Genomic DNA, 24,478 nt, shown 5'->3' on the forward strand with positions numbered 1-24,478 from the left:
TTTATCAGTACTATTGATTTATTTAAAAATTACGGACACACCTTACTCTATTAAGAAGCCCTTTACTAATAGCTCCTTGGCTTCCCGTATTAAAGAGTTGACGCCAGGCTCTGGCGGGATCAGTTGCATACTCGGTAGAACTCCAATATCCATCGGTAAAAAAACCACCAATATCACCACGATTGGTATAGAGACAGTTTAATTGAGCTTTGGCAGGTAGGAACCAATCAGAATAACAAATATTCCCTGCCAGACAAGGACTATTACCTTGAGAGTCAATTGAATAATCATAACACGATCTTGCAGCATAACTGCCAGCACCTAGAGTCGCTATAATAAGGTCCGTATTGATTTTACCATCTGTATCACCAGACGCATTGGTTGCAGCAAATGTTCCCCATTTAATACTCGAACTAATATCTGAAGTAGTCGCGATCAGATTTTGCGTTCCTCCATTAGCGCATGCAATGATACCACCACTAGACGCTTGTCCTGGTATGGGGGTTACATAGGAGTACCCATTAATCAGCGTAGCCCCACCTGCCGGAGTATCAATAACAACATCCACATCCCCCGCAATGTGCGCCGGAGTTATTACCGTTACCGATGTAGAATTTATTACCTGTAAATTGGTTGCAGGTGATCCACCAAAGGTCACAGCAGTAGCTCCATTCAGTCCGGAACCAGTTAAGGTAACGACTGCTCCGCCTATTGTTGGTCCTGGATTTGGATTAACCAAGGTCAAGGTACTCCCTGATTCGATTTTTATTGCTGCTGTTAATACATTAGTATTAGTACCTTGAATGCTGAAGTTTGATAATGGCACCACCGTATTTCCAGGTATATAAGTGATTGTACAACTGCCTCCTGGAGGCACAAGAGCACAGGTATTTCCTGTCTCGATCACATTTCCATCCAATGCAGTACCAGTGAAATTCGATGTAATGTTGGTGGCTGCAACTTCTGTAGAAGAATTACTAATGATTAACTGGCCTGATGCTCCATTCACCGTTAGGGTCAAAGGAGAACCATTCGCTGCAATAGTTGCATCAAGTATTGGCGGTGCCTGAGTGATTTGAAGAGTATTCGATTTGTTCGGTTGATAACACTGATTATGGTTATTTCCTTGATTACAAACTACTGGTCCTTCCATTATTGGTGCATTTAGCTCTGTACCGTTTATCTGCAAGGACAGAATACACGATTCTTTATTATTCAATATAAATGGATTACGACAAATACCGAAGCCAGTAGTAATTTGACTAATACCGCGAATCGATCGCATTGCTAAGTTATGTCTTTTTTTTGATTGATTGGTTATTCTGTATTGCACCGTTGCGGTACCATTAGCTGGTACTGCCATCTTGGTGGCTGTCAACGACTCAAATGTCCAAAGAGGACTGGCCTGGATTGCTGACATCAGTAGTAATAACATTAAACCTGGCAATGCTTTATGAATCAATTTAATTCTGTTTCTTCGCATGTCTGTTTCCTTACATAAGATAAATTTAAATACAATACTCCTAGCGTGCAAAGGCCAACCCGGGTCATAAGTTTAAAATTAGAATCAGCTTATTCCGACTCACTTTTATGCTAGTAAGTAATTGATGATTTACACACAACTGTCAGTATTTTGGATTAAACCTTTTGACTATCGACTTTACCTATATAGATGAATGCAGTGTAGATAATCTTTCTGATGCTCTGGTTAAATCCAGAAATTGGAAATGAAGACTATCCGATCACTGATGACTAAATGTTGGCGAGTTCTCTGTCTCAACAATCCATTTATTTTTATAAAGTAATGACAACTCATTGTCTGTACTTATATGTAATCAAAAAAAGCTAGGCATTTCAATAGCTTAGGAAAAAAATGTAACTCATCATTAATTGCATGAATTTCGTCATCCTGAGCATAGCGAAGGATCCTCCAATGCAGGCTCGCTGCCGCATTCAGAAGATCCCTCACTGGGTTCGGGTTGAGGTTTTTTCCGGTTGATGTTTCCTTCGAGAATTTTGTCATCCTGAATGAAATGAAGGATCTCCAGATGCAGGCAAACTGCCACGTTCAGGAGATCCCGTAGGTGACAGGATGAATGTATTCAATTATTGAAACTCAAGTTCCAGAATTAAACAATTTCTCCCGTCTTTTTATATACGTCATCAATCGCTTTCAAGGATTCTAAAAGCTGTTGCATTTTGGCTAAAGGCCAGCTATTCGGTCCATCGCTCAACGCTTTATCAGGATCGGGATGTGTCTCCATAAAAATGCCGGAAATCCCTGCTGCTACAGCAGCCCTGGCAAGAACAGGAATAAACTCTCGTTGACCGCCTGATACGCCATTATTTCCACCTGGCAATTGTACGGAATGGGTCGCATCATAAACAACAGGACAACCTGTTTCACGCATTATGGCCAATGACCTCATGTCTGAGACCAGATTATTGTAACCAAAGCTTACTCCGCGCTCACAGGCCATTATCTGTTCATTACCTTCAGCTTTAGCCTTTGCAATGACATGTTTCATTTCCCAAGGTGCCAGAAACTGTCCTTTTTTGATATTCACAGGCTTATTCAATGCGGCAACCTTTTGTATAAAATTGGTTTGTCTGCATAAAAAAGCAGGTGTCTGTAACACATCAACAACACTGGACACCTCAAGCAAAGGGGTATCCTCATGAACGTCAGTCAACACCGGAACGCCAATTTGAGATTTTACTTTTTCAAGGATCATCAAACCTTTTTCAAAACCAGGCCCTCTATAACTCGAAATAGACGAACGGTTTGCTTTATCAAAAGAAGATTTATAGATAAAAGGAATAGTGAGATGAGCGCACATTTCCTTTAAATAACCAGCTGTTTCCAAGGCCAATTCTTCGCTTTCAATAACACAAGGACCAGCAATTAAAAATAATGGTTTATCGATACCGACTTCAAATCCACACAGTCTCATGCTTTTTCCTTCTCTTCATGTAATTTTCGAGCCGCTAATACAAATTGTTTAAACAGAGGATGACTCTCTCTGGGGTTTGAAGTAAATTCAGGATGAAATTGACAGGCCAGAAACCAGGGATGGTCGGCTAATTCAACCATTTCCACCAGCGATCCATCGGCTGAACGTCCAGCAATGATCAAGCCATGTTTCACCAACTCTTCTACGTATCTGTTATTCACTTCATATCGATGACGATGGCGTTCTACAATTTGTGATTTTCCATAGACGTTTCGAGCTAAAGTTCCATCTTCCAATTGACACAATTGAGCGCCAAGCCGCATTGTTCCACCCAGATCTGTATCTTCAGTACGCGTTTGTCTGCTGCCATCAGCATCCATCCACTCACTGATCAAACCTAAAACAGGATAAGGTGTCTCTTTATTAAATTCAGTAGAATTCGCACCAGTCCATCCGACAACATTTCTGGCAAACTCAATCACTGCTGTTTGCATACCCAGACAAATTCCCAGGAAAGGAATCCTATGTTCACGGGCATATTGAATGGCTTTAATTTTTCCTTCAACACCTCGTTCTCCAAATCCACCCGGAACAAGTATTGCATCCATTCCTTCGAGTAAGGTTGCACCGTGTTTTTCGATCAGTTCTGCATCCAGATATATGATTTCAACTTTCGTTTGAGTATGTATTCCTGCATGGAGAAGTGCTTCATTAATAGATTTATAAGCATCATTCAATTCAGTATATTTGCCAACCATGGCAATTTTTACCGTCATAGTCTGGATAGCCTGCATACCCACAACGCGTTGCCATTCACTTAAATCTGCCGGGTTCACGGTTAGACCTAATTTTTTGACAACAATCTCATCCAGGCCCTGTTCATGCAAAATCATAGGAATTTGATAAATACTTTTAGCATCTTCAAGTGCGATAACGCCTTCTTTTTCAACATTGGTAAATAATGCGATTTTAGCGCGATCTGTTGAGGAAATGGCTTTCTCTGATCGACATATCAAAATGTCAGGCTGAATACCTATTGAACGCAATTCTTTTACTGAATGCTGCGTCGGTTTGGTTTTGGTTTCACCAGAGGTTGCAATATAAGGCACTAAAGTCAGATGAATAAATAACGCTCTCTGGGCACCTAATTCAATACGCATTTGCCGGATGGCTTCAAGAAACGGGAGTGACTCAATATCACCTACCGTACCGCCAATTTCAACCATCGCTACATCAAACCCATCTGCGCCTAATTTGATGCATCGCTTGATTTCATTGGTGATATGCGGGATTACCTGAACAGTTCCTCCCAGGTAATCTCCCTTTCTTTCCTTTTTAATCACGTTTTCGTAAATTTTTCCCGTCGTAAAATTATTTCGTTTAGTCATGGTCGTTTTAACGAAACGTTCATAATGACCAAGATCAAGATCAGTTTCTGCCCCATCATTAGTAACAAAAACCTCTCCATGTTGAAATGGACTCATGGTGCCAGGGTCTACGTTGATGTATGGATCAAGCTTTATGAGAGTAACACTAAGACCTCGAGCCTCAAGAATGGCTGCGAGTGATGCGGCAGCGATACCCTTCCCTAAAGAAGATACGACTCCGCCTGTAATAAAAATATAATTTGTCATTTTTGACCCCGTTCAAAATGCCGAATCCACCAAATTGGCGCTAAATTAAATTTGCATGTAAACGGGATTTAATTCTACCAAAATGAGGATATAAATAACACAAATTTAAGAAAATTATTATCTGGACTTCAAGGTTTGTTGACCTTTACTTTTCATAAATGGCTAAAGCACAGATTATCTGGTGTAACATAAGGAGATCCCTCACTGCGTTCGGGATGACGTTTCCTACAGGAATTTCGTCATCCTGAGCGAAGCGAAGGATCTCCAAATGCAGGCACAGCACCACATTCAGGAGATTCCTCACTGCGTTCGGGATGACGTGTTCTTTAAGAATTTCGTCATCCTGAGCGAAGTGAAGGATCTCCAAATGCAGGCTCAGCACTACGTTCGGGATGACGTTTCCTTCAGGAATTTCGTCATCCTGAGCGAAGCGAAGGATCTCCAAATGCAGGCATGGTGCTGCGTTTAGAATGACGATGATTTCTGGACTAATTGAGAAATTACCGTAATTGTTGGCTGATTAAATACATCTCAACCGCACAATCCGCAGCATCTCTTCCTTTATGTCCATGAGTTCCGCCTAATCGATCCCAAGCCTGCTCATCATTTTCTGTCGTCAAAACACCGAAAATGACTGGAATATCATAATCGAGCATCACTCTTTGGCATCCTTGGCTCACCTGTTCACATACATAATCGTAATGACTGGTTTCACCTCGAATCACAGCACCTAGCGCTATAACCGCATCGACTTGCTTATTCTTAACTAACAATTGTGCAACAAAAGGTATCTCAACAGCACCAGGTACCTCAACTAAAGTGATGTCAGTTGGTTTAAAACCAAGTTCTGCCAAACGATCCAAAGCCCCTGTCTTTAAGGCATTGGTAATCGCCTCATTAAAAGTGCTGACCACTACTGCAATAGGGAATGGACTTTTTATTTCATTACAATGTGCTTTAATTACTTTCATTATTATCCTAATCAATAGCCAACAAATGCCCCAGCTTTTGTTTTTTTGTCATTAAATATCCACGATTTTCATCTGTAGGTTCCATCTCTAATGGAACACGCTCAGCGTTTATTCCATAATGTTCCATAGCCGAAATTTTTAAAGGATTGTTCGTTAACATTCGTATTGAATCAATGCCTAAATGTTTCAGTATCTGATATGCAATCGCATAATCACGATCATCTGCAGGCAATCCCAGTTTTAAATTCGCCTCAACCGTATCGAATCCTTGTTCCTGCAAAGCATAGGCTTTTAATTTATTCGCTAAACCAATGCCTCTACCTTCCTGACGCAAATAAATTAATACGCCCCCTTCTTCTGCTATTTGTGACAAAGATGCTTTTAATTGTTTGCCACAATCGCATTTACAGGAGCCAAAAACATCACCCGTAATACATTCCGAATGAATTCGGACTAAAGGAATCCGATTTCCAAACACAGGAGGTTTAACTAAAACAAAATGCTCTGCTGAATCCAGCTCATTTTCGAATACCGTCATATTAAAAGTGCCATTATCGTTCAATGGTATTCGAGTAGTTGCTGCAGCAGTGACTAATTGTTCGTTCTTTATTCGATACTCAATCAAATCCTTGATCGTAACCAACGGAATTTGATGTTTCTCAGAAAAAATCACCAACTCATCTCGCCGGCTCATGGTACCGTCTTCATTAATAATTTCACAAATCACGGCAGCTGGTGTTAAACCCGCCAGTCGAACCAAATCAACACTGCCCTCGGTTTGTCCGGCTCGTTCCAATACCCCTTTGCGTCTTGCCCTCAAGGGAAAGACATGACCAGGGGAAATGATATCTGCCGGCCCACTTTGTGGATCGATAGCTACTTTGATGGTCTGAGCTCTGTCTTGTGCTGAGATACCCGTTGAAACACCATGAGCAGCCTCAATTGATACGGTAAACGCCGTACCATAAGGTGACCTGTTATTATGAGCCATCATCGGTAATTGAATTTTATCAATCAACTCTTCAGACATTGGCAAACAAATTAACCCACAACCAAAACGTGACATGAAGTTTATTGCCTCTGGTGTGGCAAATTCCGCGGCCATCACCAAATCGCCTTCATTTTCCCTGTCTTCATCATCCATTAGAATAATCATTTTACCGGCTTTAAGTGTTTCCATTGCCTGTTCTATACTGACTAATGAATGCTTCATGACTCTACCTCATAGTTCAACTTCCCGGCGATTTGAAGCTGATGAGCAACAATACGGGTAAGATAATCAAATTCAATATTTACATGCTGTCCCACTTGTAACGTCCCTAAGGTGGTGTGTAACAGAGTGTGCGGTACCAGCATTAACTTAATGGATTGGTTTTTTACGTTATTAATAGTCAGGCTTACTCCTTCCACGGTAATACTGCCCTTGGGTATCAAATAATACATGGAGTTTGAATTAAATCCTTCAAGTTCCATTTCAATGTATTCATCCAGACGATTAATAGATTTTATCAAAGCCTTAGTGTCCACATGGCCGCTCACATAATGGCCGCCAAACCGTGTTGACGCAATCATGGCACGTTCAAGATTAACCGGATCACCGGATGACAAACTCCCTAATGTTGTTACATTTAACGTTTCAGGAGAAACATCAAAATGCAACTCCCCGGATTCAGATGACAATAAAGTAAGGCATACGCCATTGACGGCAATGCTCTCACCAATCTGCAGATGTTCATAATTTGATGAAATAATCAGTTTATTCCCACAATCATTTTCATGGTTAGCAAGTACCTCACCTGTCTGTTCTATTAAACCAGTAAACACTAAACCTCCTGCCAATCGATACATGCTATCATATTGTCACCCATTTCATGCCAGGAAACTTTATGTTCGCGATCAAATAGTTCACAGTACTGATAGGCTGAAACTGCTTCAGTACCTAAATAGATTGGAACTATATATAAGTAGGTTCTATGAACCAATCCCTCTTGATGTAATGCACTAAAAATTGCCCCGCCTGCTTCTACCCAGACATCATGGAAGCCCAACCCACCCAGATGTCCCAGTATGGAATTCAAATCCATCCGTCCTGACTTTAAGGGCATTGCATGATAAGTACTATTAGGATAAAGAGAAAGTGAGCTGCTCGAACAAATTTGCCCCGGAGCAACTTTATTTCGCTCTGTATCAGGCAATAAACGATGTTCATCATGGTATATATGACAATGACTGGCTGTCGAGAACACCAAAGACTCTTCATTCAAACTGAGGTCCCGATCGATGATTGCCACCGGTTTTGCCTGTTCCTGGTGATTTAATCGGACATTCATTCGGGGGTTATCCCGCTCTACTGTTCTGGAACTGGTTAATATCACATCGCTTGCGGCACGCATTTTATGAGTAAATTCAGCACACAAAGAATTTGATAAAATGACTCGTTCATTACTCAAACGCCCTATTTTGCCATCTAGACTCTGCGCCATCTTGACCGTAACTCTGGGTCTATTGGTTAAAGTCCAATGAGAGTAGCTTTTATAAAATTCGTCAATTTCAGGCAAAGGTAAATGAGTTACCTTGATTCCGTGTTCCTGCAAAAGAGCAGTAGAATTATTTTGAGCAACAAGAGGGTTAGGATCTAAATAAGAAAAGTATACTTCTTCTATGCCGTGATTGATAATCGCATTGACGCAAGGCGGCGTTCGCCCCCAATGATTACAAGGCTCGAGAGTAATATATAAACTAACCCCTGGCGTTTTAGGGGTAAATTGTGCTAACAATAGTTGTTCTGCATGCGGCGAACCTGCACCTCGATGCCAGTCCTGTGCTATAATGTTTCCATTTTGCACAGCCACTGCTCCAACACTGGGATTGGGCGCACAGATCCCTTGACCTAGTTTGGCTTGATTAAGTGCTGCAAGCAAAAACTGTTCGTGCATCGATTAACCACCTTTTAAAAGTGCACGAATGATAACAAATTATTCAATTTATGAGTAGCCTAATGATTCAATTGAATTTAAAATTTAAGTTAAAACCAATTTTTTCAAGCTTATCTGCGTTGGGATGGTTATTTATACTATTTTTTTTGGCTCAACCGTCTTTCGCTGAAGGACTATCTCCTTATTCAACAAAAGAACTGGAACAGCTGGAACATCAATTCATTCAACTGATTAATCAATCAGACAGTGTAGAACGCAACCCCTTGGCCAACCAATTCATAAATCATATTGGAAAAAAGCTCGCATACTATGGTCGAATCAAAACACCCTATTTTTTTATAGTCAAATCCAGAGAAATTAATGCCTTTGCAGGTCCTGGAGGATATATTGGTATTAATTCCCAACTGATATTAACGACCCAGAATGAGAGCGAACTCGCTGCTGTAATGGCTCATGAAATAGCTCACGTTCGTCTGCACCATCTGTACAGTATGATTGAACACCAAAAACAGATGCGAGTTCCCATGCTGGCCTCCATGCTGGCTTCAATAGCGCTTGGTGCTTTAAATCCCACAGTAGGAATGGGAGCCATGATGGCCTCAATTTCCGGATTTTCTCAGGATAATATCAACTTTACCCGTTCCAAAGAAAAAGAAGCAGACAGAATAGGTATCGACATGCTGATTAAAGCAGGGTTTGATCCGCGTGGAATGGCCGCTTTTTTCCGGAAAATGCAGGAAAATTCTCGTTATTATTATTCTGCAGATGTTCCCGCAATACTCCGAACCCATCCGATGGACGCGGATCGTATCGCTGAGGCTGAGAACCGCACCGCCCGCCTTGATAGAAAAAGCTATAATGATTCACTGGACTATGCTCTTTTTAAAGAACTGATTCGTGTTTCCGTGACGCCACAGACCAAACAAATACTGGATTACTATGAACATCAGTGTCACAAAAAAAACAGCACTATTGCCTGCCAATATGGATATGTACTCGCTTTATTAAACAATAATGAATACGCCAAAGCAGCTGATCGTTTAAGGCCTATTATTGATAAAAATTCGGACAATCTATATTTTCAAATTGCAATGGCCCAAGCTGAACTTGGCTTGTCACAAAATAAAGCCGCAATAAATCGTTTGGCAGATGCTCAAAAAAATTATCCAGATAATTACGCCGCACTAATGGCCTATGCCCAGGGTTTGCTGTCTGCCAACCAGGCAGAAAAAGCGACCAGCGTATTGCTCAAAGGCAGCAGAATCTATAAAGAAGATCTGCCCCTGTGCAGAGAATTGGCTCGAGCTCAGGCCGAATCGCATCAAAAAAATTATGCTTATTTTACCCAATCTCAATGCTTGTTGCTTGAAGGACAACATCGAGCGGCTATAGCACAATTAAAAGTTGCGCGTAATTTATCAAAAAATGATCCTTATCTGATGGCGCGTATTACCGCTAAAATTGATGAAATCAAATACATGACCGAAAATTAAAGGTCAGAATAATTTTCCGTCTTTGCGAGCAAAGACGGGTTTTATAAGGTCATTGAAACTTAAATCAATACATGTTTGTTTTGATAAATTATAAAGGGATTTCTCAGTGTGAGTGTTGGAATCAAGTTAAATTTTTCAAGTACAAATATAGACTATTTTATCAACTTAGTCTATATTTAGACTAAGTATTGAATCAAGGTATAAGATGATTCCAGATAAAACAACTTCCAGGGTAGCGAAAGAGCATATTCAAACTGCTTTTAAAGTAGTGTTGAATATTTTCGACAAATGGCATTGCACTACTGAGGAAGCACTGATTTTGTTAGGCCTCAAACGTTCGACCTGGTTCAAATACAAAAATTCCCCTGAGAATGCTTCATTCAGCCATGATATTACAGAACGTATATCGTACATTTTAAATATTCATGCTGCATTAAGAATATTGTTTTCCAATCAGGATTCTGTTTACCAATGGGTAAGAAAACCGAATAGCGCCCCATTTTATAATGGTCGTTCGGCAATGGATGTCATGCTCCAGGGACGAGTTGTTGATTTGTGGGCTGTTGCCAGCAGACTCAATGCCGAGCGTGGTGGTAAAGCTTAATGGTTTCAATGGATTCACTCAATAAATTAACCTTTGTGAAACAACGTTGTTATCGGATTATTCCTTCCCAATTTCCCCCGATTCACTTATTTGAAGATGTCGCCAATCCAGAGGAATTCGAAGCTCTGTTTGCCATACAAATGCTAACCAATCCGAGAATACAAGAGGAAATAGGTCTGTTGGATCGAGTTCCTGTAGATCAACGACTTTATGCTGTTCCGGGTTGTGGTTATATCATGGCTGCCTTTACTCACATTAATCCAAATGGAAGCAGATTTTCCAATGGTGACTATGGGATATATTATGCAGCAGAGTCCATATCAACTGCGATTGCAGAAACCATCTACCATAAAGAGCAATTTCTCTCATATACACAAGAGCCCGCTCAAGAATTGGCCATGAGAAGTTTGATTGCTGAATTCAGCGCTGATTTATTTAATTTAACACTACTGGATAAAGGCAACAATCCTCTGTATTCATCCACTGATTACACCCAGAGCCAATTCCTTGGTTCTCAAATTAAAGAACACCAGGAAGACGGCATCGTATATCATTCCATTCGATCACCGGGAACAAATTACGCGCTGTTTAAACCAAATTCAATTCATCAGTGCCAGCAAGGTGCTCATTTCAGTTATGTATGGGACGGCGCACAGATTACAACGGTCTATCAAAAAGTAATAAAAAATGAATATACTAGGATGTGTTGACAATTCATCTATTTATTTCCAACGTCCCGCGACTTGTTCGCGGGATCCAGAGATCGAGTATCATTAACAAACATAATGTATTCATCAAGATTGAACTGGATCCCGCGAACAAGTCGCGGGACGTCGAAATCGGAAATGTCAACAGCCCCTAGTGCGTTTTGATCATTTAAGTAAGATCACTCTGCCTTAAGGTCTATTTAATCACTATTGCCATCCAGGAACTCTCAAAATGAAGCTGTTCAAAGATAATTTTTATCCTCTGTTAAAATTAGCAATTCCCCTCGCCCTGACTGGATTGCTGCAATCATCCGTATGGTTTTTTGAGACCATGTTTCTTGCACGATTAGGTCCGGATATTTTAGCTGCAGGATCTTTGGTAAGCTGGTTATTTGGTACTGTAGTAGTCATTCTCTTTGGTACATTAAGCTCGATTAATATTTTAGTTGCACACAAACACGGAGCTGATGATACGAATGGTATCTTACATGTAGTCCGCGACGGATTCTGGCTGGCTTTATTACTTGCACTACCTATATTTCTATTATTTTGGAATATGTCCCCGCTCTTTCTACTTTTTGGTCAGAGTCCGGCTATAGTGCAACTGGCCAAAACTTATTTACATGCTGTGGCATGGGGTGTTTTGCCTAATGTCATCATGATAGCGCTGCTTGAAGTCATCATGGGTCTTGGACGAGCGCGTTTTATTTTGGTGTTCAATATCATCTCAGTGACGCTCACCATTTTTTTTAGTTTTGCCTTTATTTTTGGTAGATTTGGCTTTCCGCCATTAGGTATTGCCGGAGCTGGCTGGGGATTAACCACCAGCTATTGGATTACTACGTTTTTTTTGACTCTTTATGTTGTAACCAACAAAAAGTACAGCTGCTATTTCCGTCTATTATTGAAACCAACCAAACCTTCTTATTTAATTGAATTAATGAAAGTTGGTGTTCCTATGGGCATTATGTATTGCGTAGAAGTTGCCTTTTTCTTCGCTTTAACTTTAATCATGGGATCATTTGGCAGCCTGGTCATATCAGCAAACCAAATTGCCTTGCAATATCTTGGCACACTAATGTCTCTGATTTTCTCTCTTGCGCAATCCATAACAGTACGTATGGGACATCTACTGGGATCGGGTAATAAAGCTTCCGCAGAACGCACAGGATATATAGGGATACTTATTGCCGCATCGCTGATGCTTCTGGTAGCGATTATTTATTGGATTATCCCAACTACCTTAATTAATATTGATTTTGACGTTCACAATGCCAACAATTTGGAACTAGTGCGTATAGCAACACAACTGTTAACCATCAGTGCCTTGTTTCAGCTAATTGAAGCTATAAGAATCGCTTTATTTGGTGCATTACGTGCTTTAAAAGATACCCATTTTACTCTATGCATATCCATCATCAGTTTTTGGGGAATTGCTTTACCACTTGGATATTTTATGGCCAGCCATATGAGTCTTGGCGGTGCAGGTCTTTGGTGGGGAATGGTATCAGGAGCCGGGTTTAGCGTACTGTTACTGCTCTGGCGCTTTAGAATTAAAATAAGAACTTATTAGTAGTGGAGGTTGAGAGATCGCCATCCTAAAAAAAGCGGAGTGCACATCAGGTGCATGAGCATTTTTTTTGCGAATTCTCATTCAGGGGATAAACGGACAGAGTTGAGTGGAGGTTGAGAGATCGCCATCCTAAAAAAAGCGGAGTGCACATCAGGTGCATGAGCATTTTTTTAGGATGGCGATCTCTCAAGATACACCAAATATGTCCGTTTATCGGACAGAAACTTCTTTCCACCAACTTGTCTTTGTCTCAGCAACCCAATCAGCATTTCTTAAATTTTTAACAAAAACTGCTGTTTCTTCTGGAGTTGAATGTTTAGGATCAAGTTTAATGCACCAGTCCCAATCACCAGAAGTAGACCATAGACTTTGAACGCCACTCATTTTGGCTATAGAAGAAGAGTCTGACCAGGCATTTTTTGTTTTTAAGAAAACAACACTATTCCATGAGTTCATTATTACTTTCCTTAGTATTTAATTATGAAAGATCGCGTTGAATATAATTCATCGCGTTATATAACCTTAGACTATGAGTTAATAGATTTCAACGAAACCGGATAATTTAAAATAACAATGCGATGGTGCATTATATTAGGAACTTTAACTTCTCCATAAATCAGGGAAATGGCATCTCGAACGAAGAGAGAGATCTTCTGAAGCCAGTATGGAGCCTAAGTTTGTAACCTTCACCGTGTTCAATGATGACGAAATTCCTGCAGTTTTTGCAAAGTTACGGCTAATTTCCCTAACTATTTTTTATTAAAGAAATTCTCAAAAATATACCGTTTTATTTCTCCAAACGCATGTAACAAATCCTGCTGAAGCACCCAGGCCTCTTGCCAGTTTTGCTTGATAACCAGCTCTTCCTGTTTCATTGCCAAATCATACATCACATTTGCTCCGGTATTTCCACAGGTACCTTTTAATCGATGGCATTTTGCTTTTGCTGCCAAAACATCATGTTGAGTAATCACTTCACCTACTTCTTGTAATAAATTTTGTGTATTATTCAGAAAAGCAAAGAAAAATTCTTTTATTGCTTGTTCATTAGTGCCAAAAATCATTTTTATTCGTTCAATATCGAGAACTTTATTAGTCTTCATTTTGTTAAATGCAGGTATTGAATGACAACTTGAATTACTTTTTAACCAGTTAGATAGAACCCGTTCTAATTTAACGACACTGATGGGCTTGGGAATATAATCATCCATCCCTGCTTTTAAACAAATTTCCTTATCCCCTTTTAAAGCATGTGCGGTCATGGCGATTATAGGAACATGCTTTAAACGCTTTGAGGTCTCCAAGGTTCTTATCATTCCTGTTGCAGTGTATCCATCCATTTCTGGCATTTGACAATCCATTAAAATTAAATCAAATGAACATTTGTTATAGGCCTCTATGGCTTCAGTTCCGTTATTTACAATTGTAACTTGTGTATAACCGAGCCGTTCCAGTAAATGAATTGCTACCTGCTGATTTATTGAATTATCTTCAGCCAATAAAATGCTGACTTGCTTTGATTCTATGGATGGAGAGGTAGACTCAATTTCTTGAGGTACAGAATTATCGATACATGTTCCATTTTTCAAAGTAGAAAGTATTGCTTCATATAATTTTGACTGACGAACAGGCTTGGTTAAACACGTTAAAATATTCAGCTCATCCAATCGTTCCCGTGCAACAGGTAATCCCAAAGAAGTCAACATTAAGATTGGAATTTGCGCCAGATCAGAAGATTTTGATATGTGTTCAGCTAATTCAAGACCATTCATTCCCGGCATATTATAATCCAGCAGAATTAACTGATAAGGATCACGATCCTGAACAGAGGCTTTTATTTGTTTCAAAGCCTGATGGCCATCAATAACAGTGTCGCAGTTCATTCCCCAGGAACTGGTCTGAGATTGTATAATCTTTCGATTTATCTCGTTGTCATCTACAGCAAGAACTCGCATATTTTTTAATTTAGGCAAATAACTCCCGATCAAATTAGGTGTACTTGCTTCAACTACCTTAACTTCAATAGTGAACCAAAAAAGACTTCCTTGCTTCGGTGTGCTTTCAACCCCAATAGTACCGCCTAAAAACTCAGTCAACTTCCGAGAGATAACCAAACCAAGACCACTCCCACCAAATTTACGGGAAACAGATGCATCTCCTTGAGAGAACGATTTAAATAACCGCCCCATGACTTCTGGCTCAATACCTATGCCAGTATCTCTTACCTCAAATAATAACTTAATATAATGTCCTGATTTTCCTTTTTTTGCTTGTTCCTTTACTCGGGATACCTTTAACTCAATTTGTCCTTTCTCGGTAAATTTAATTGCATTTACTAATAAATTAATCAGTATCTGACTTAAACGAGTTGCATCACTATTAATCCATGCAGGGATATCTGCATCGATCAAAGCACCAATAGCTAAATTTTTTACATGTGCTTTATAAGCCACTATTTCAACAGCATCCTCAATGACCTGTCTTAAATCAAAATCGACATAGTCTATTTCAAAGTGACCTGACTCAATTTTGGAAAAATCCAGGATATCATTTATTAAGGTGAGCAACGTTTCTCCTGATAATCGAATCGCCTTTACAAACTCCATTTGCTCCTCTGTTAATACCGTTCCCTCTAGTAGGCTGGTCATCCCTATCACTCCATTTAAAGGAGTGCGGATTTCATGGCTCATAGTTGCTAAAAAGACACTTTTCGCTTGATTGGCCTGTTCAGCCAATTCTTTAGCTGTCCTGAGTTTTAAATTGGCTTCCTGTATTTCCTGAGCTCTCTGATAAATTTCGCTCTCCATCTGCCCTGCTCGAGATCTTAATAATTCATTAATTACCTGCTGCTTGGTGCCTAATTCTTTCAAGTGAATAAATTCAGTGACATCCTCAACACGATGAATGATGAACTGAACGTTATCTTGATCATCGAAAACAGGAGAATTTATAGGGCTCCAATAACGCACTTCAAAACTATCCGGCTCCGATTCTGAACGACGGACATCATATTGCTGAACTGCCATCGAATCTGGAGTTTTATTGTTTAATACATTCTCCAATGACGTACGTAAATTTCTTACCCCGGTAGCATTGATATCTTTAGGATTATCAGGAAACACTTCAAAAATATTACGACCAAGGATGTCGTCACGGTTCACCATAGTGGCGGCTATATAAGCATTACTTGCCTCAACAATATCAAAATGTATGTTTAAAATCAGGTAAAGATCAGGAGTAGACCGCAAGATACGCAATACATCTTTTTTCGTCATTGCTTTAGCTATCATATAACCGCCTTGTCAGGTTTTAGTAATCCCAATTCAAACCTTTCAATCAGATTTCTGGTTTTTAACTGCTTTAATCGATTTATCGTTTACCGAGTTTACGGTTTTATGGCCATGACAATCCCTTTTCTCAACCAAAGATCCCAGATTTCGTATTTCTTGAGTCAATTGATGCTGCCTGGCATAAATATCATGAGCTAATTTTTGAATGGTTATCTGTTCCTCATAACGAAGCTCTCCCAGATTTTGCATGTACTGTTCCAATAGGTTCCATTCATTATTAATTAATTGACTCAATTCAGTCATTTTACTGAAAACATTGGTCAAATCTTTTGTTGATTTTCTGAGTTCTGGTTGTTGCTTCTCAATCATTTCTTCAAGTTTACGGGTGAAATTAACAATGCGCTGAGCAACAAATAATCGACTCCGTAACTCTACATAATTAAATGGCTTGGTAAGAAAATCATCAGCCCCTGAATCTAAGGCGTTCACTATATTAGCTGTTCCAGACATGCTGGTTAACAAAATCATATAAGGAGGTTTAGTCAAATTCTTTGCACGACGACATAAACTAAGTCCATCAATTTTGGGCATCAGCCAATCGACAGTAACTATTTGGGGACTATGCTTGCCTTTTAATATATCCCATGCTTCCTCTCCATCACTTGCCTCTATGACTGGATAATCCCATTGAGTTATGGTTGCCCGGAGTAACATCCGTGTTGAAGAATCATCATCAGCAATCAATACAGTCGGTTTATTCTCTACACCACACCTAGTACTCATATTAGTCCTTAATCCACGTACACCCCATTGTTATCTATTTTATTTTTATACCAGCGAACAAAATCAGGTGCGGATAATGGTTTGGATATTAAATAACCCTGTATCTGTTCACAGCCCAAATGAGTAAGATTATCCATTGCATCCTTTGTTTCAACGCCTTCTGCAACCAGTGATAAACCCATATTTTGCCCCAGATTTATGATAGCACGCACAATGTGCATATTTGCCTTATTGGCCATTAAATCAGTGACAAAAGACTTGTCTATTTTTAATTCAGTAAAAGGTAATCGTTGCAATTCTACTAAAGAAGAGTAACCTGTTCCAAAATCATCAATAGACAGGGAATAACCTTTCAGACGTATTCGAGTCAATACTTCCAGAACAATATCAGGCCAATGCATTGCCGCTGACTCTGTAATTTCGAAACAAATTTGATTGGGATTGACCTTATATTCTTTGGACAATTTGTCCAGTTCATCCGGTAAAATCAGGTCAGTTAAAATTTTAGGTGATAAATTAATCGCAATATTAACTCTAATCTGATTCTTGTTCCAAAGAGCATATTGACTAAATACTTCTTTTATAACCCAATAGGTCATTGGAATAATGAGGCCGCTTTCCTCGGCTAATGGTATAAAAAGATCAGGGGGGATGAGGCCATGGTTCGGTCGCTCCCAACGAATTAAGGCCTCCACTCCAACTAATTTTTTATTAAGACTTGTGATTTTAGGCTGGTAATACATGCGAAACTGTTTTTTTTCCAAACCAATGGTAATCGCTTCATCATCAATAATACCGCTTTTTTTATCTATCAAATCAAGTATCTGTGTTATTGAATCAACAGCAAAGGAGCTTTGTGGCATCACATGAACAGATAATCCTTTTGATACCCCGATTCGATGAATGGACAGCATAATTTTTTCTTCGCAGTCACCTACTACCAATATTGGTATGTTGCACTTCAAATTAGCCAGCAAACCTAGCAAATCGATGATGCATGGCTCTTGAATGGATGTATCCAGCAATATAAAGGCAATGTGTGGAGAATCAATGGCCGTAGGTAACTCGCGTCCATTATTAATAAAGAGCGCGTCAAGGCAACAGATTTTACATATGGAGGAAATCAAAGAAATTAATTTTTTATCGTCAACGCAAGCAATTATGTTTCTTTTTACTGTCATTTTATTTCCTTTTGCCGCTAGATAATCCACTTTTATGTATATTTTTAGATCACCTCTCTTATTATAGTCAACAGAAAATGAATAACCAAATGGAGCTAAGCAAGAGCAAAATCTACTTAATCAAGATCCAGTTTTTTTAATTTATATCTTAATGTCCGAAAACTAACTCCTAATAATCGAGCAGCAGCCGTTCGATTCCACTTCGTTTTATTAAGCGCATCCAATATCAGCTCTTTTTCCTGATCCTGAAGAAATCCGGGTAAATTGGCAGATGATGTCGTCATATGTGGTGGTACAATAGACGGAACTTTAGGTAAATGCAGATCGGCTGGTTCTATTGTTTCTCCTTCGCTCATGGCCATGGCGCGCTCAAGTATATTCTCCAGCTCCCTTACATTACCTGGAAAATGATAACTTTGTAACAGCTTTAAACATTCATCGCTAATTGTAACAGGACTTCTGTTTTGATTTTTTGCTAATTTTTTTAATATCGCCCTTGCTAAAACTGGAATATCTGAAAGTCGTTCGGACAGAGTAGGAACACGCAATTCAATAACGTTGACGCGATAATACAAGTCTTGTCTGAATGTGCCAGCACTAATCTCTTCCAACAGATTTTTATGACTGGCACTTAGAATTCGAACATCTACTGGAATTTCATACAACTCACCAATCGGCTTAATCGCTTTCTCCTGAATCGCACGCAATAACTTAACCTGCATGGCCAAAGGAAGTTCCGCTATTTCATCAAGAAACAAAGTCCCCCCCTGTGCCGCCACAAATAAACCCGTTTTATCAGCTATGGCTCCCGTAAAACTTCCTTTTTTATGACCAAAAAACTCCGATTCCATCAATTCCCCGGGTATGGCACCGCAATTGACAGGAATAAAAGGTTTATCTCGTCTCGGTCCATTTGAATGAATGAGTTGCGCGACCAACTCTTTTCCAACACCGGAATCACCCTGGATAAAGACCGGAGCCTGGCTCCGGGCCAATTTATGAATACTCTCTCTTAATTGATTCATCACCGGACTTTCACCGACCAGTGTTTCATCCTGAATGTCATTTTGAGCGTTTTGCATTGCCAAGGCTGTTTTAACAAGCTCTTTCAACATCATTAGATCGACGGGTTTTGAAACATAATCAAAAGCCCCCGCTTTTAGGGTATTTACAGCCCCTTCAACATTTCCAAAGGCAGTAATCACCGCGACCGGTAACTGCGGTTTGTATTTTTGAATGAATTTTACCAGTTCAATGCCATCACCATCAGGTAAACGCATATCCGTGAGAACAAGAGAATAATTATTTTGTTTCACGCATTCTATTCCATTTTTAAGATCCGAGGCGGTATCACACATTAAACCCATGCGCGACAAAGTGAGGGTCAATAACTCCCGAATATCCGGCTCATCATCGATTACCAGAACAGTGCTTTTAGTCATATCAATAGCTCTTCCGATGGATTTAAAGTAATAGCGAAACAACTTCCTTTATTGCATTTCACCAGATCTAATCGCGCCTGATTAATTTCGCATAAATCTCTGGCAAGAAACAAGCCCATACCCGTCCCAGTTATCAAAGTAGTAAAAAATGGCTCGAATACATTGTCTCTATTCTCAATAGGAATTCCTGGGCCTGTATCACAAACGCTTATTATGGTTTTATTTGATGAGGACTTTACAGAGATAACGATATTCACATTACCCTCTTCATCACGTCCATGCTGCATTACATTGTCACAAAGTATCACCAGTATCTGTTCCAGTTGGCTTTTATCAAATACACATGAAACGTGTTTGTTTTTGGGTAGTTTAATTGTCATGTTGCATTCATTACTGTGACAAAAATTTTGTTTAAACTGCTCTAATAAACTGGCTATTTCATTAACTTCTGGATGAGACTGTTGACGTCGCGTCAGTTGCAATACATTTTTAATAACGCCATTCATTCGTTCACAATTATTAATAATTAATTGCTTCAAACGTGCATCTTCTATATTTAAAACATGATCATCACCAAATAACTGTGCTGCATGAGCAATGGCACCGAGGGGATTACGCAACTCATGGGCTATACTTGCCGAAAATCGGCCTAATGCCGCCAGTTTGAGTTGTTGTGCCTGTTGCCCTATATAAGACATATCTTCCAAAATAATCAATACTTCAGAATTATTGGCTACATCAGTTGAAAAAAAATGTACTCTTAAATAAGGTTCTTCAATTAAAGTCTGAGCGACGCCTTCATTTGTTTTGTTTTTCAGTAAAAAATTATCAAACTTACTGGCAATTTGTTCCGAAAGTTGATGCAAAGTAATTGGATTATTATTTTTTTTTACATTAAAAAATTGTCGCGCAGCAGAATTCATCAATTTAATGTGCTTTGCTTCATCCACATATATAATTCCTGAGTGTAACCTCTCGACGATGTATTCATTAATTCGCTGCATGCTGGCCAATTCATAACTACGATGACGAGCCAAATGTTCCGATTGACGAACCCAGTTGGAAAGATACCAGGCTGTAATCGCTGTAGCAAAGAAGCCCGCTCCATATATTCCACTATAATAAAACGTACTTAAATCTTTTTGATTATCTATCATGAACTTCAATACGTTGCCGCATAAAAGCAGGCAGCTGGCAAGTGCAGCAAAAAATATCGCTAAACGACCCGGCACCAAAATACTAAGAGCAGCAATAGTAACGTTTAATAAAATCCCATATCCGGAATCCATATTCCCTATAATGCTCAACATACTCGAAATCGCAATAACATCGAGGGTTCCCGATAGAAACACCTGATTGTCAAAGCTTATGATTCTGCGTTGCCAAATCACTAAAAAGAATAAAGCGAAAATAAAATAAACAACAAGAATGCTGTAAAACAGAGGGGAGTGAGGGCGATAAATGAAACTAAAAAAATACATCCCTAAAAATAAAATAACGCTTAATAGTCTATAAATGTCATAAACTAATAAAATTCGCCACTGTCTGTCTTCAGGATTTTGTATCAGACGAATAGGCATTGAACTAATCCATTAGTTATTTAAGGTTTATCTAAGTATAGAACCATAAAAATGAGTTTTGCGATAGATGAACAGGGCTTAATACTTCCATAATTTATAAGACATCCAAATTTCGCGAGCATCCTGGGAGCCGCTGTCCTTGGCTTTGGCTATCCAATATTTTGCTTTGGCCAAATCACGCTTGACTCCCTTTCCATCAGCATACATCAAACCCAGATTTATTTGCGCCAGGATCAGGTTTTGCTCTGCTGCTTTGGTATACCAATAAATCGCTTTATCGAGGTTACGTTTCACTCCTTCCCCATTCATATACATCACAGCAAGATTATTCTGAGCTAATGGCTGGCCTTGTTCGGCTGCTTTTTCATACCAGTTAATCGCCTGTTTATTGTCTTTTTTAACCCCAAGACCATTCATATACATCACGGCAAGATTATGTTCTCCCAGAGGTAAACCTTGTTCGGCAGCCTTTTTGTACCAGGATACGGCTTCTTTATTATCTACAGACACCCCCTGGCCCTTCATGTACATTAAACCCAGATTATTTTGCGCTTCAGCATCACCCTGCTCTGCTGCTTTCCTGAACCAGATTAAAGCCTTTTGATAATCTTTATACTCTCCTTCACTCGAATAGATTATGCCGAGATTATTCTGAGCCATTGCAAAACCTTGCTCTGCGGCTTTTAAATACCAGCTGACTGCCAGTTCCATGTTTTTAGAAACACCTTGACCGTGTTCGTACATAAAAGCGAGATTATTTTGCGATTTCATATTTCCCTGGTTTGCAGCTTTCTCAAACCAATAAATTGCCTGCTCACTATTTTTCACTGATGCATCGCCATCCATGTACAAAACACCCAGATTGGTTTGTGATAAAGACGAACCTTGATTGGCTGCTTTGGTATACCAATATATTGCCTTGGTTAAATCTTTTGGTATTCCATCACCGCGCTCGTACAGTACACCAAGATTATTTTGTGCATCCAGATCTCCTTGCGCGGCTGCTTTTTCATACCAATAAATGGCCTGAACAATATTTTTTTGGACGCCAGTACCATTCATATATAAAACCGCTAAATTATACTGTCCATCAGAACTCCCTTGATCAGCGGCTTTTTTATACCAAACAAACGCCTGTTGAGGGTCCTTTGCAACGCCATTTCCATTTTCATACAATATTCCCACATTATTTTGACTCAATGCTGACCCTTGACTTGCTGCTTTTTTCAACCAAAACATTGCTTGTTTACTATCTTGTGGCACGCCCTGGCCATTCAGGTACAATAATCCAAGATTATTTTGAGCATCAGCATTCCCTTGATCAGCAGCCTTTTGATACCAATAAGCCGCTTTTTTATAATCTTGTACTACACCATCACCTTTCTCATAACTCATCCCCAACTCCAGTTGAGATTGAGCATCTCCTTCTTCTGCCTTATCCTGGGTATTTAATTGCTCTTGAGAACTTCTATGAGCATCAAAATCCAGAGCCCATCCAGAACACGTCAAAAAGACCAAACTTAGAGCTGTAAAAAGAAATCGTTTCATAATAGCTCCTGCGCAGTATTGTTCAATTATAGCACAGCAATAATTGGCCTGTTCATCATCCTGACGAACACGCATCATCCACAAAAAAAATAAAGCATAAGTAAGTTCTCGCTAAATCCGGGAATTTCGTCATCCTGAACGCAAGGAAGGATCTCCAAATGCAGGACACCACGCCACATTCAGGAGATCACTCATTGAATTTGGGATGACGGTTGCCGGGGTTAAAGAACAGGAATGATGTCTAACTCTTTGAACTTTCTTGATAAAAATTAAGACATCTGCTATATGCTTAGTAAGCTTACATTTTATTAAATCTCAATGAGCATAAAACATTTAAATTTAAATTTATTACGCGCTCTGTATGCTCTGCTCTCCTGCAGGCACGTTACTCTTGCCAGTAAACAGATTGGTGTCAGTCAATCTTCAATGAGCATTTCATTAAAACAGCTTAGAGAATTTTATAATGATTCGCTCCTGGTACCCGGGCGACATAACATCATGCAACTGACCCCACTGGCTGCATCCCTGATTGAACCAACACGGAATGCCATGTCCCAGATTGATACTATATTTTCATGTCACCAGCCCTTTAATCCGGCAACGGATACTCGAACCTTTCGCATTGGCATGTCAGATCTGGTTTCGTATTTATTAGCCCCAAACTTGATTCACAAAATAGAAGAAGTAGCGCCAGACATTAAAGTCAATATTGTACACCCAAGATATCTGACCTCCTCTGATGTATTTGAATCGGGTGAGTTGGATGTCATGGTAGGAATGTTTGAGGGTGCTCCAGGAGGCTTAAAACATCAAGCATTGTTTCATGATGAAGCCGTAATTGTTGGATGTAAAGATCATCCAGGATTTGAAAACGGAACAATCAGTATGGACAATATTCTCAAATACCCGCTGATCCAATTATCATTAAGCGGCACTCCGTTTCACAATTATTTTGACCGATATCTGGCTAAACTGGGTTATGCCAAACGCGTATCAATAAGTGTAGGGCATGGATTAGTCCCGCTCATCACTTTGCCAGGTACCAATTACCTGACTCTGACTATTCGTTCTGCAGCAGAGAAATTAAACGATTATCTTCATCTAAGTATATCGCCAGTTCCCTTTCCAATAGACATTTATAGCTGCTATCAATATTGGCATCAAAAAGACAATGAAGATCCCTCGCATCAGTGGATTCGTTCGCTCATAAAGGAAGTAGCCAAACAGGCTAAAAGCTCTAAAAGACCGGGCGTGAATTGAGAACACGCCCACATCAATCATAAATGAATTCAGAAAGTAAAACCCGATCACCTGTTTTAGTGGGAATAGGATGCAGGGTAGTCATCTTCCAATTGGGAAGATGGGTAGGAAGATGCCTGATACTGACTTAACAGAGAGGAGAGTGACTCCAACGATTCATTAATAAGCGTTACACCTCTAGAAACTTGACCATAACGACGTCCCAGCAGACCTCTGTATTCATCAAAATCAGCAAAGGTATTCTCAATAGTTGAAATCAAGTATGCGTTAACGTAATCCATATCTTCAAAAAAACCTGGAGAAGTTGCCTGACGAATCAAATTATTCACGATATTAGTTGCCGCAAAAGCGTATTGAGAGATTAAAACAACATAGCGAGCTTCATCTAAAACAAAAATACCCGTTCCTTTACCACCAGACGTTGATTTAATCAGATTATCTGTGTTAACTGCATATTGATTCCACAACTCATTATAACGCATTTCAAATTTAGAATCTTGAAACTTCATAACCACCACCATT

21 protein-coding genes are annotated in these 24,478 nt (G+C 39.5%); 6 read left to right on the top strand and 15 right to left on the bottom strand.

Going from position 1 to position 24,478, the window contains the following annotated elements:
• Nucleotides 1-22: 22 nt before the first annotated feature.
• From Lqua_RS16330 to Lqua_RS16345, 3 genes are all read right to left on the bottom strand, one after another.
• Nucleotides 23-1,483 (bottom strand): IPT/TIG domain-containing protein, encoded by a 1,461-nt coding sequence (locus Lqua_RS16330; protein ID WP_238585602.1) that lies wholly within the window; start codon nucleotides 1,481-1,483, stop codon nucleotides 23-25.
• 646 nt (nucleotides 1,484-2,129) lie between these two features.
• A complete protein-coding gene (gene kdsA / locus Lqua_RS16340; RefSeq protein WP_058475351.1) occupies nucleotides 2,130-2,954 on the bottom strand; it encodes a 3-deoxy-8-phosphooctulonate synthase in 825 nt (274 codons plus the stop codon).
• A complete protein-coding gene (locus tag Lqua_RS16345; RefSeq protein ID WP_058475352.1) occupies nucleotides 2,951-4,588 on the bottom strand; it encodes a CTP synthase in 1,638 nt (545 codons plus the stop codon). Before Lqua_RS16345 ends, kdsA begins: the two co-directional genes overlap by 4 nt.
• 268 nt (nucleotides 4,589-4,856) lie before the next feature.
• On the opposite strand from Lqua_RS16345, the gene Lqua_RS16350 reads away from it, so the two are divergent.
• Nucleotides 4,857-5,057: a hypothetical protein gene (locus tag Lqua_RS16350; protein ID WP_058475353.1), complete on the top strand. Its 201-nt coding sequence runs from the start codon at nucleotides 4,857-4,859 to the stop codon at nucleotides 5,055-5,057.
• A gap of 31 nt (nucleotides 5,058-5,088) precedes the next feature.
• On the opposite strand, the gene ribH is transcribed toward Lqua_RS16350, so the two are convergent.
• From ribH to ribD, 4 genes are read right to left on the bottom strand one after another with little or no spacing between them, the layout of a single operon-like run.
• Nucleotides 5,089-5,559, bottom strand: coding sequence for a 6,7-dimethyl-8-ribityllumazine synthase (gene ribH / locus Lqua_RS16355; protein WP_058475354.1), 471 nt, complete (start codon nucleotides 5,557-5,559; stop codon nucleotides 5,089-5,091).
• 7 nt (nucleotides 5,560-5,566) lie between these two features.
• Nucleotides 5,567-6,772 (bottom strand): bifunctional 3,4-dihydroxy-2-butanone-4-phosphate synthase/GTP cyclohydrolase II, encoded by a 1,206-nt coding sequence (locus tag Lqua_RS16360; RefSeq protein ID WP_058475355.1) that lies wholly within the window; start codon nucleotides 6,770-6,772, stop codon nucleotides 5,567-5,569.
• Nucleotides 6,769-7,383, bottom strand: a complete 615-nt coding sequence (locus Lqua_RS16365) for a riboflavin synthase (protein ID WP_058475356.1) — start codon at nucleotides 7,381-7,383, stop codon at nucleotides 6,769-6,771. Before Lqua_RS16365 ends, Lqua_RS16360 begins: the two co-directional genes overlap by 4 nt.
• The gene (gene ribD / locus Lqua_RS16370) at nucleotides 7,383-8,495 is read right to left on the bottom strand and encodes a bifunctional diaminohydroxyphosphoribosylaminopyrimidine deaminase/5-amino-6-(5-phosphoribosylamino)uracil reductase RibD (RefSeq protein WP_058475357.1); all 1,113 of its coding nucleotides are present in this window, start codon (nucleotides 8,493-8,495) and stop codon (nucleotides 7,383-7,385) included. Before ribD ends, Lqua_RS16365 begins: the two co-directional genes overlap by 1 nt.
• A 62-nt stretch (nucleotides 8,496-8,557) precedes the next feature.
• Between ribD and Lqua_RS16375 the strand changes: the two genes are divergently transcribed.
• From Lqua_RS16375 to Lqua_RS16390, 4 genes are all read left to right on the top strand, one after another.
• Nucleotides 8,558-9,988, top strand: coding sequence for a M48 family metalloprotease (locus Lqua_RS16375; protein ID WP_058475358.1), 1,431 nt, complete (start codon nucleotides 8,558-8,560; stop codon nucleotides 9,986-9,988).
• 205 nt (nucleotides 9,989-10,193) lie between these two features.
• A complete protein-coding gene (locus Lqua_RS16380) occupies nucleotides 10,194-10,592 on the top strand; it encodes an MbcA/ParS/Xre antitoxin family protein (RefSeq protein ID WP_058475359.1) in 399 nt (132 codons plus the stop codon).
• A complete protein-coding gene (locus tag Lqua_RS16385) occupies nucleotides 10,592-11,302 on the top strand; it encodes an RES family NAD+ phosphorylase (RefSeq protein ID WP_058475360.1) in 711 nt (236 codons plus the stop codon). The genes Lqua_RS16380 and Lqua_RS16385 overlap by 1 nt, the downstream gene beginning before the upstream one ends.
• A 229-nt stretch (nucleotides 11,303-11,531) precedes the next feature.
• Nucleotides 11,532-12,872, top strand: a complete 1,341-nt coding sequence (locus Lqua_RS16390; RefSeq protein ID WP_058475361.1) for an MATE family efflux transporter — start codon at nucleotides 11,532-11,534, stop codon at nucleotides 12,870-12,872.
• 210 nt (nucleotides 12,873-13,082) lie between these two features.
• Here the strand turns inward: Lqua_RS16390 and Lqua_RS16395 are convergent, their stop codons facing one another.
• From Lqua_RS16395 to Lqua_RS16425, 7 genes are all read right to left on the bottom strand, one after another.
• Nucleotides 13,083-13,328 carry a hypothetical protein gene (locus Lqua_RS16395; protein WP_058475362.1) on the bottom strand — a complete coding sequence of 82 codons (246 nt, stop codon included), beginning with the start codon at nucleotides 13,326-13,328 and terminating at the stop codon, nucleotides 13,083-13,085.
• A 293-nt stretch (nucleotides 13,329-13,621) separates the two neighbouring features.
• Complete coding sequence (locus tag Lqua_RS16400) at nucleotides 13,622-16,162, bottom strand: response regulator (RefSeq protein WP_058475363.1); 2,541 nt, start codon at nucleotides 16,160-16,162, stop codon at nucleotides 13,622-13,624.
• Between the two features lie 42 nt (nucleotides 16,163-16,204).
• Nucleotides 16,205-16,945, bottom strand: a complete 741-nt coding sequence (locus Lqua_RS16405) for a response regulator (protein WP_058475364.1) — start codon at nucleotides 16,943-16,945, stop codon at nucleotides 16,205-16,207.
• Nucleotides 16,946-16,953: 8 nt separating this feature from the next.
• A complete protein-coding gene (locus tag Lqua_RS16410; RefSeq protein WP_058475365.1) occupies nucleotides 16,954-18,126 on the bottom strand; it encodes a putative bifunctional diguanylate cyclase/phosphodiesterase in 1,173 nt (390 codons plus the stop codon).
• Between the two features lie 116 nt (nucleotides 18,127-18,242).
• Nucleotides 18,243-19,568: a sigma-54-dependent transcriptional regulator gene (locus Lqua_RS16415; protein ID WP_058475366.1), complete on the bottom strand. Its 1,326-nt coding sequence runs from the start codon at nucleotides 19,566-19,568 to the stop codon at nucleotides 18,243-18,245.
• A complete protein-coding gene (locus tag Lqua_RS16420; protein WP_058475367.1) occupies nucleotides 19,565-21,148 on the bottom strand; it encodes an ATP-binding protein in 1,584 nt (527 codons plus the stop codon). The genes Lqua_RS16415 and Lqua_RS16420 overlap by 4 nt, the downstream gene beginning before the upstream one ends.
• 78 nt (nucleotides 21,149-21,226) lie before the next feature.
• Complete coding sequence (locus Lqua_RS16425; protein ID WP_058475437.1) at nucleotides 21,227-22,696, bottom strand: tetratricopeptide repeat protein; 1,470 nt, start codon at nucleotides 22,694-22,696, stop codon at nucleotides 21,227-21,229.
• A 318-nt stretch (nucleotides 22,697-23,014) separates the two neighbouring features.
• Here Lqua_RS16425 and Lqua_RS16430 point away from each other — a divergent pair, with 318 nt between their 5' ends.
• Nucleotides 23,015-23,956, top strand: coding sequence for a LysR family transcriptional regulator (locus Lqua_RS16430; RefSeq protein ID WP_058475368.1), 942 nt, complete (start codon nucleotides 23,015-23,017; stop codon nucleotides 23,954-23,956).
• Nucleotides 23,957-24,012: 56 nt separating this feature from the next.
• Here the strand turns inward: Lqua_RS16430 and Lqua_RS16435 are convergent, their stop codons facing one another.
• Nucleotides 24,013-24,465: a hypothetical protein gene (locus Lqua_RS16435; protein WP_058475369.1), complete on the bottom strand. Its 453-nt coding sequence runs from the start codon at nucleotides 24,463-24,465 to the stop codon at nucleotides 24,013-24,015.
• Nucleotides 24,466-24,478: the final 13 nt, after the last annotated feature.

The organism is Legionella quateirensis, from assembly GCF_001467955.1.
In the GTDB taxonomy this organism is placed as follows: domain Bacteria; phylum Pseudomonadota; class Gammaproteobacteria; order Legionellales; family Legionellaceae; genus Legionella; species Legionella quateirensis.

Bases quoted from the DNA above. Each gene is read 5' to 3' on its own strand.
- Lqua_RS16330 (WP_238585602.1), bottom strand. From the start codon at position 1,483: ATGCGAAGAAACAGAATTAAATTGATTCATAAAGCATTGCCAGGTTTA.
- kdsA (WP_058475351.1), bottom strand. From the start codon at position 2,954: ATGAGACTGTGTGGATTTGAAGTCGGTATCGATAAACCATTATTTTTA.
- Lqua_RS16345 (WP_058475352.1), bottom strand. From the start codon at position 4,588: ATGACAAATTATATTTTTATTACAGGCGGAGTCGTATCTTCTTTAGGG.
- Lqua_RS16350 (WP_058475353.1), top strand. From the start codon at position 4,857: ATGCAGGCACAGCACCACATTCAGGAGATTCCTCACTGCGTTCGGGAT.
- ribH (WP_058475354.1), bottom strand. From the start codon at position 5,559: ATGAAAGTAATTAAAGCACATTGTAATGAAATAAAAAGTCCATTCCCT.
- Lqua_RS16360 (WP_058475355.1), bottom strand. From the start codon at position 6,772: ATGAAGCATTCATTAGTCAGTATAGAACAGGCAATGGAAACACTTAAA.
- ribD (WP_058475357.1), bottom strand. From the start codon at position 8,495: ATGCACGAACAGTTTTTGCTTGCAGCACTTAATCAAGCCAAACTAGGT.
- Lqua_RS16375 (WP_058475358.1), top strand. From the start codon at position 8,558: ATGATTCAATTGAATTTAAAATTTAAGTTAAAACCAATTTTTTCAAGC.
- Lqua_RS16380 (WP_058475359.1), top strand. From the start codon at position 10,194: ATGATTCCAGATAAAACAACTTCCAGGGTAGCGAAAGAGCATATTCAA.
- Lqua_RS16385 (WP_058475360.1), top strand. From the start codon at position 10,592: ATGGTTTCAATGGATTCACTCAATAAATTAACCTTTGTGAAACAACGT.
- Lqua_RS16390 (WP_058475361.1), top strand. From the start codon at position 11,532: ATGAAGCTGTTCAAAGATAATTTTTATCCTCTGTTAAAATTAGCAATT.
- Lqua_RS16395 (WP_058475362.1), bottom strand. From the start codon at position 13,328: ATGAACTCATGGAATAGTGTTGTTTTCTTAAAAACAAAAAATGCCTGG.
- Lqua_RS16400 (WP_058475363.1), bottom strand. From the start codon at position 16,162: ATGATAGCTAAAGCAATGACGAAAAAAGATGTATTGCGTATCTTGCGG.
- Lqua_RS16405 (WP_058475364.1), bottom strand. From the start codon at position 16,945: ATGAGTACTAGGTGTGGTGTAGAGAATAAACCGACTGTATTGATTGCT.
- Lqua_RS16410 (WP_058475365.1), bottom strand. From the start codon at position 18,126: ATGACAGTAAAAAGAAACATAATTGCTTGCGTTGACGATAAAAAATTA.
- Lqua_RS16415 (WP_058475366.1), bottom strand. From the start codon at position 19,568: ATGACTAAAAGCACTGTTCTGGTAATCGATGATGAGCCGGATATTCGG.
- Lqua_RS16420 (WP_058475367.1), bottom strand. From the start codon at position 21,148: ATGCCTATTCGTCTGATACAAAATCCTGAAGACAGACAGTGGCGAATT.
- Lqua_RS16425 (WP_058475437.1), bottom strand. From the start codon at position 22,696: ATGAAACGATTTCTTTTTACAGCTCTAAGTTTGGTCTTTTTGACGTGT.
- Lqua_RS16430 (WP_058475368.1), top strand. From the start codon at position 23,015: ATGAGCATAAAACATTTAAATTTAAATTTATTACGCGCTCTGTATGCT.
- Lqua_RS16435 (WP_058475369.1), bottom strand. From the start codon at position 24,465: ATGAAGTTTCAAGATTCTAAATTTGAAATGCGTTATAATGAGTTGTGG.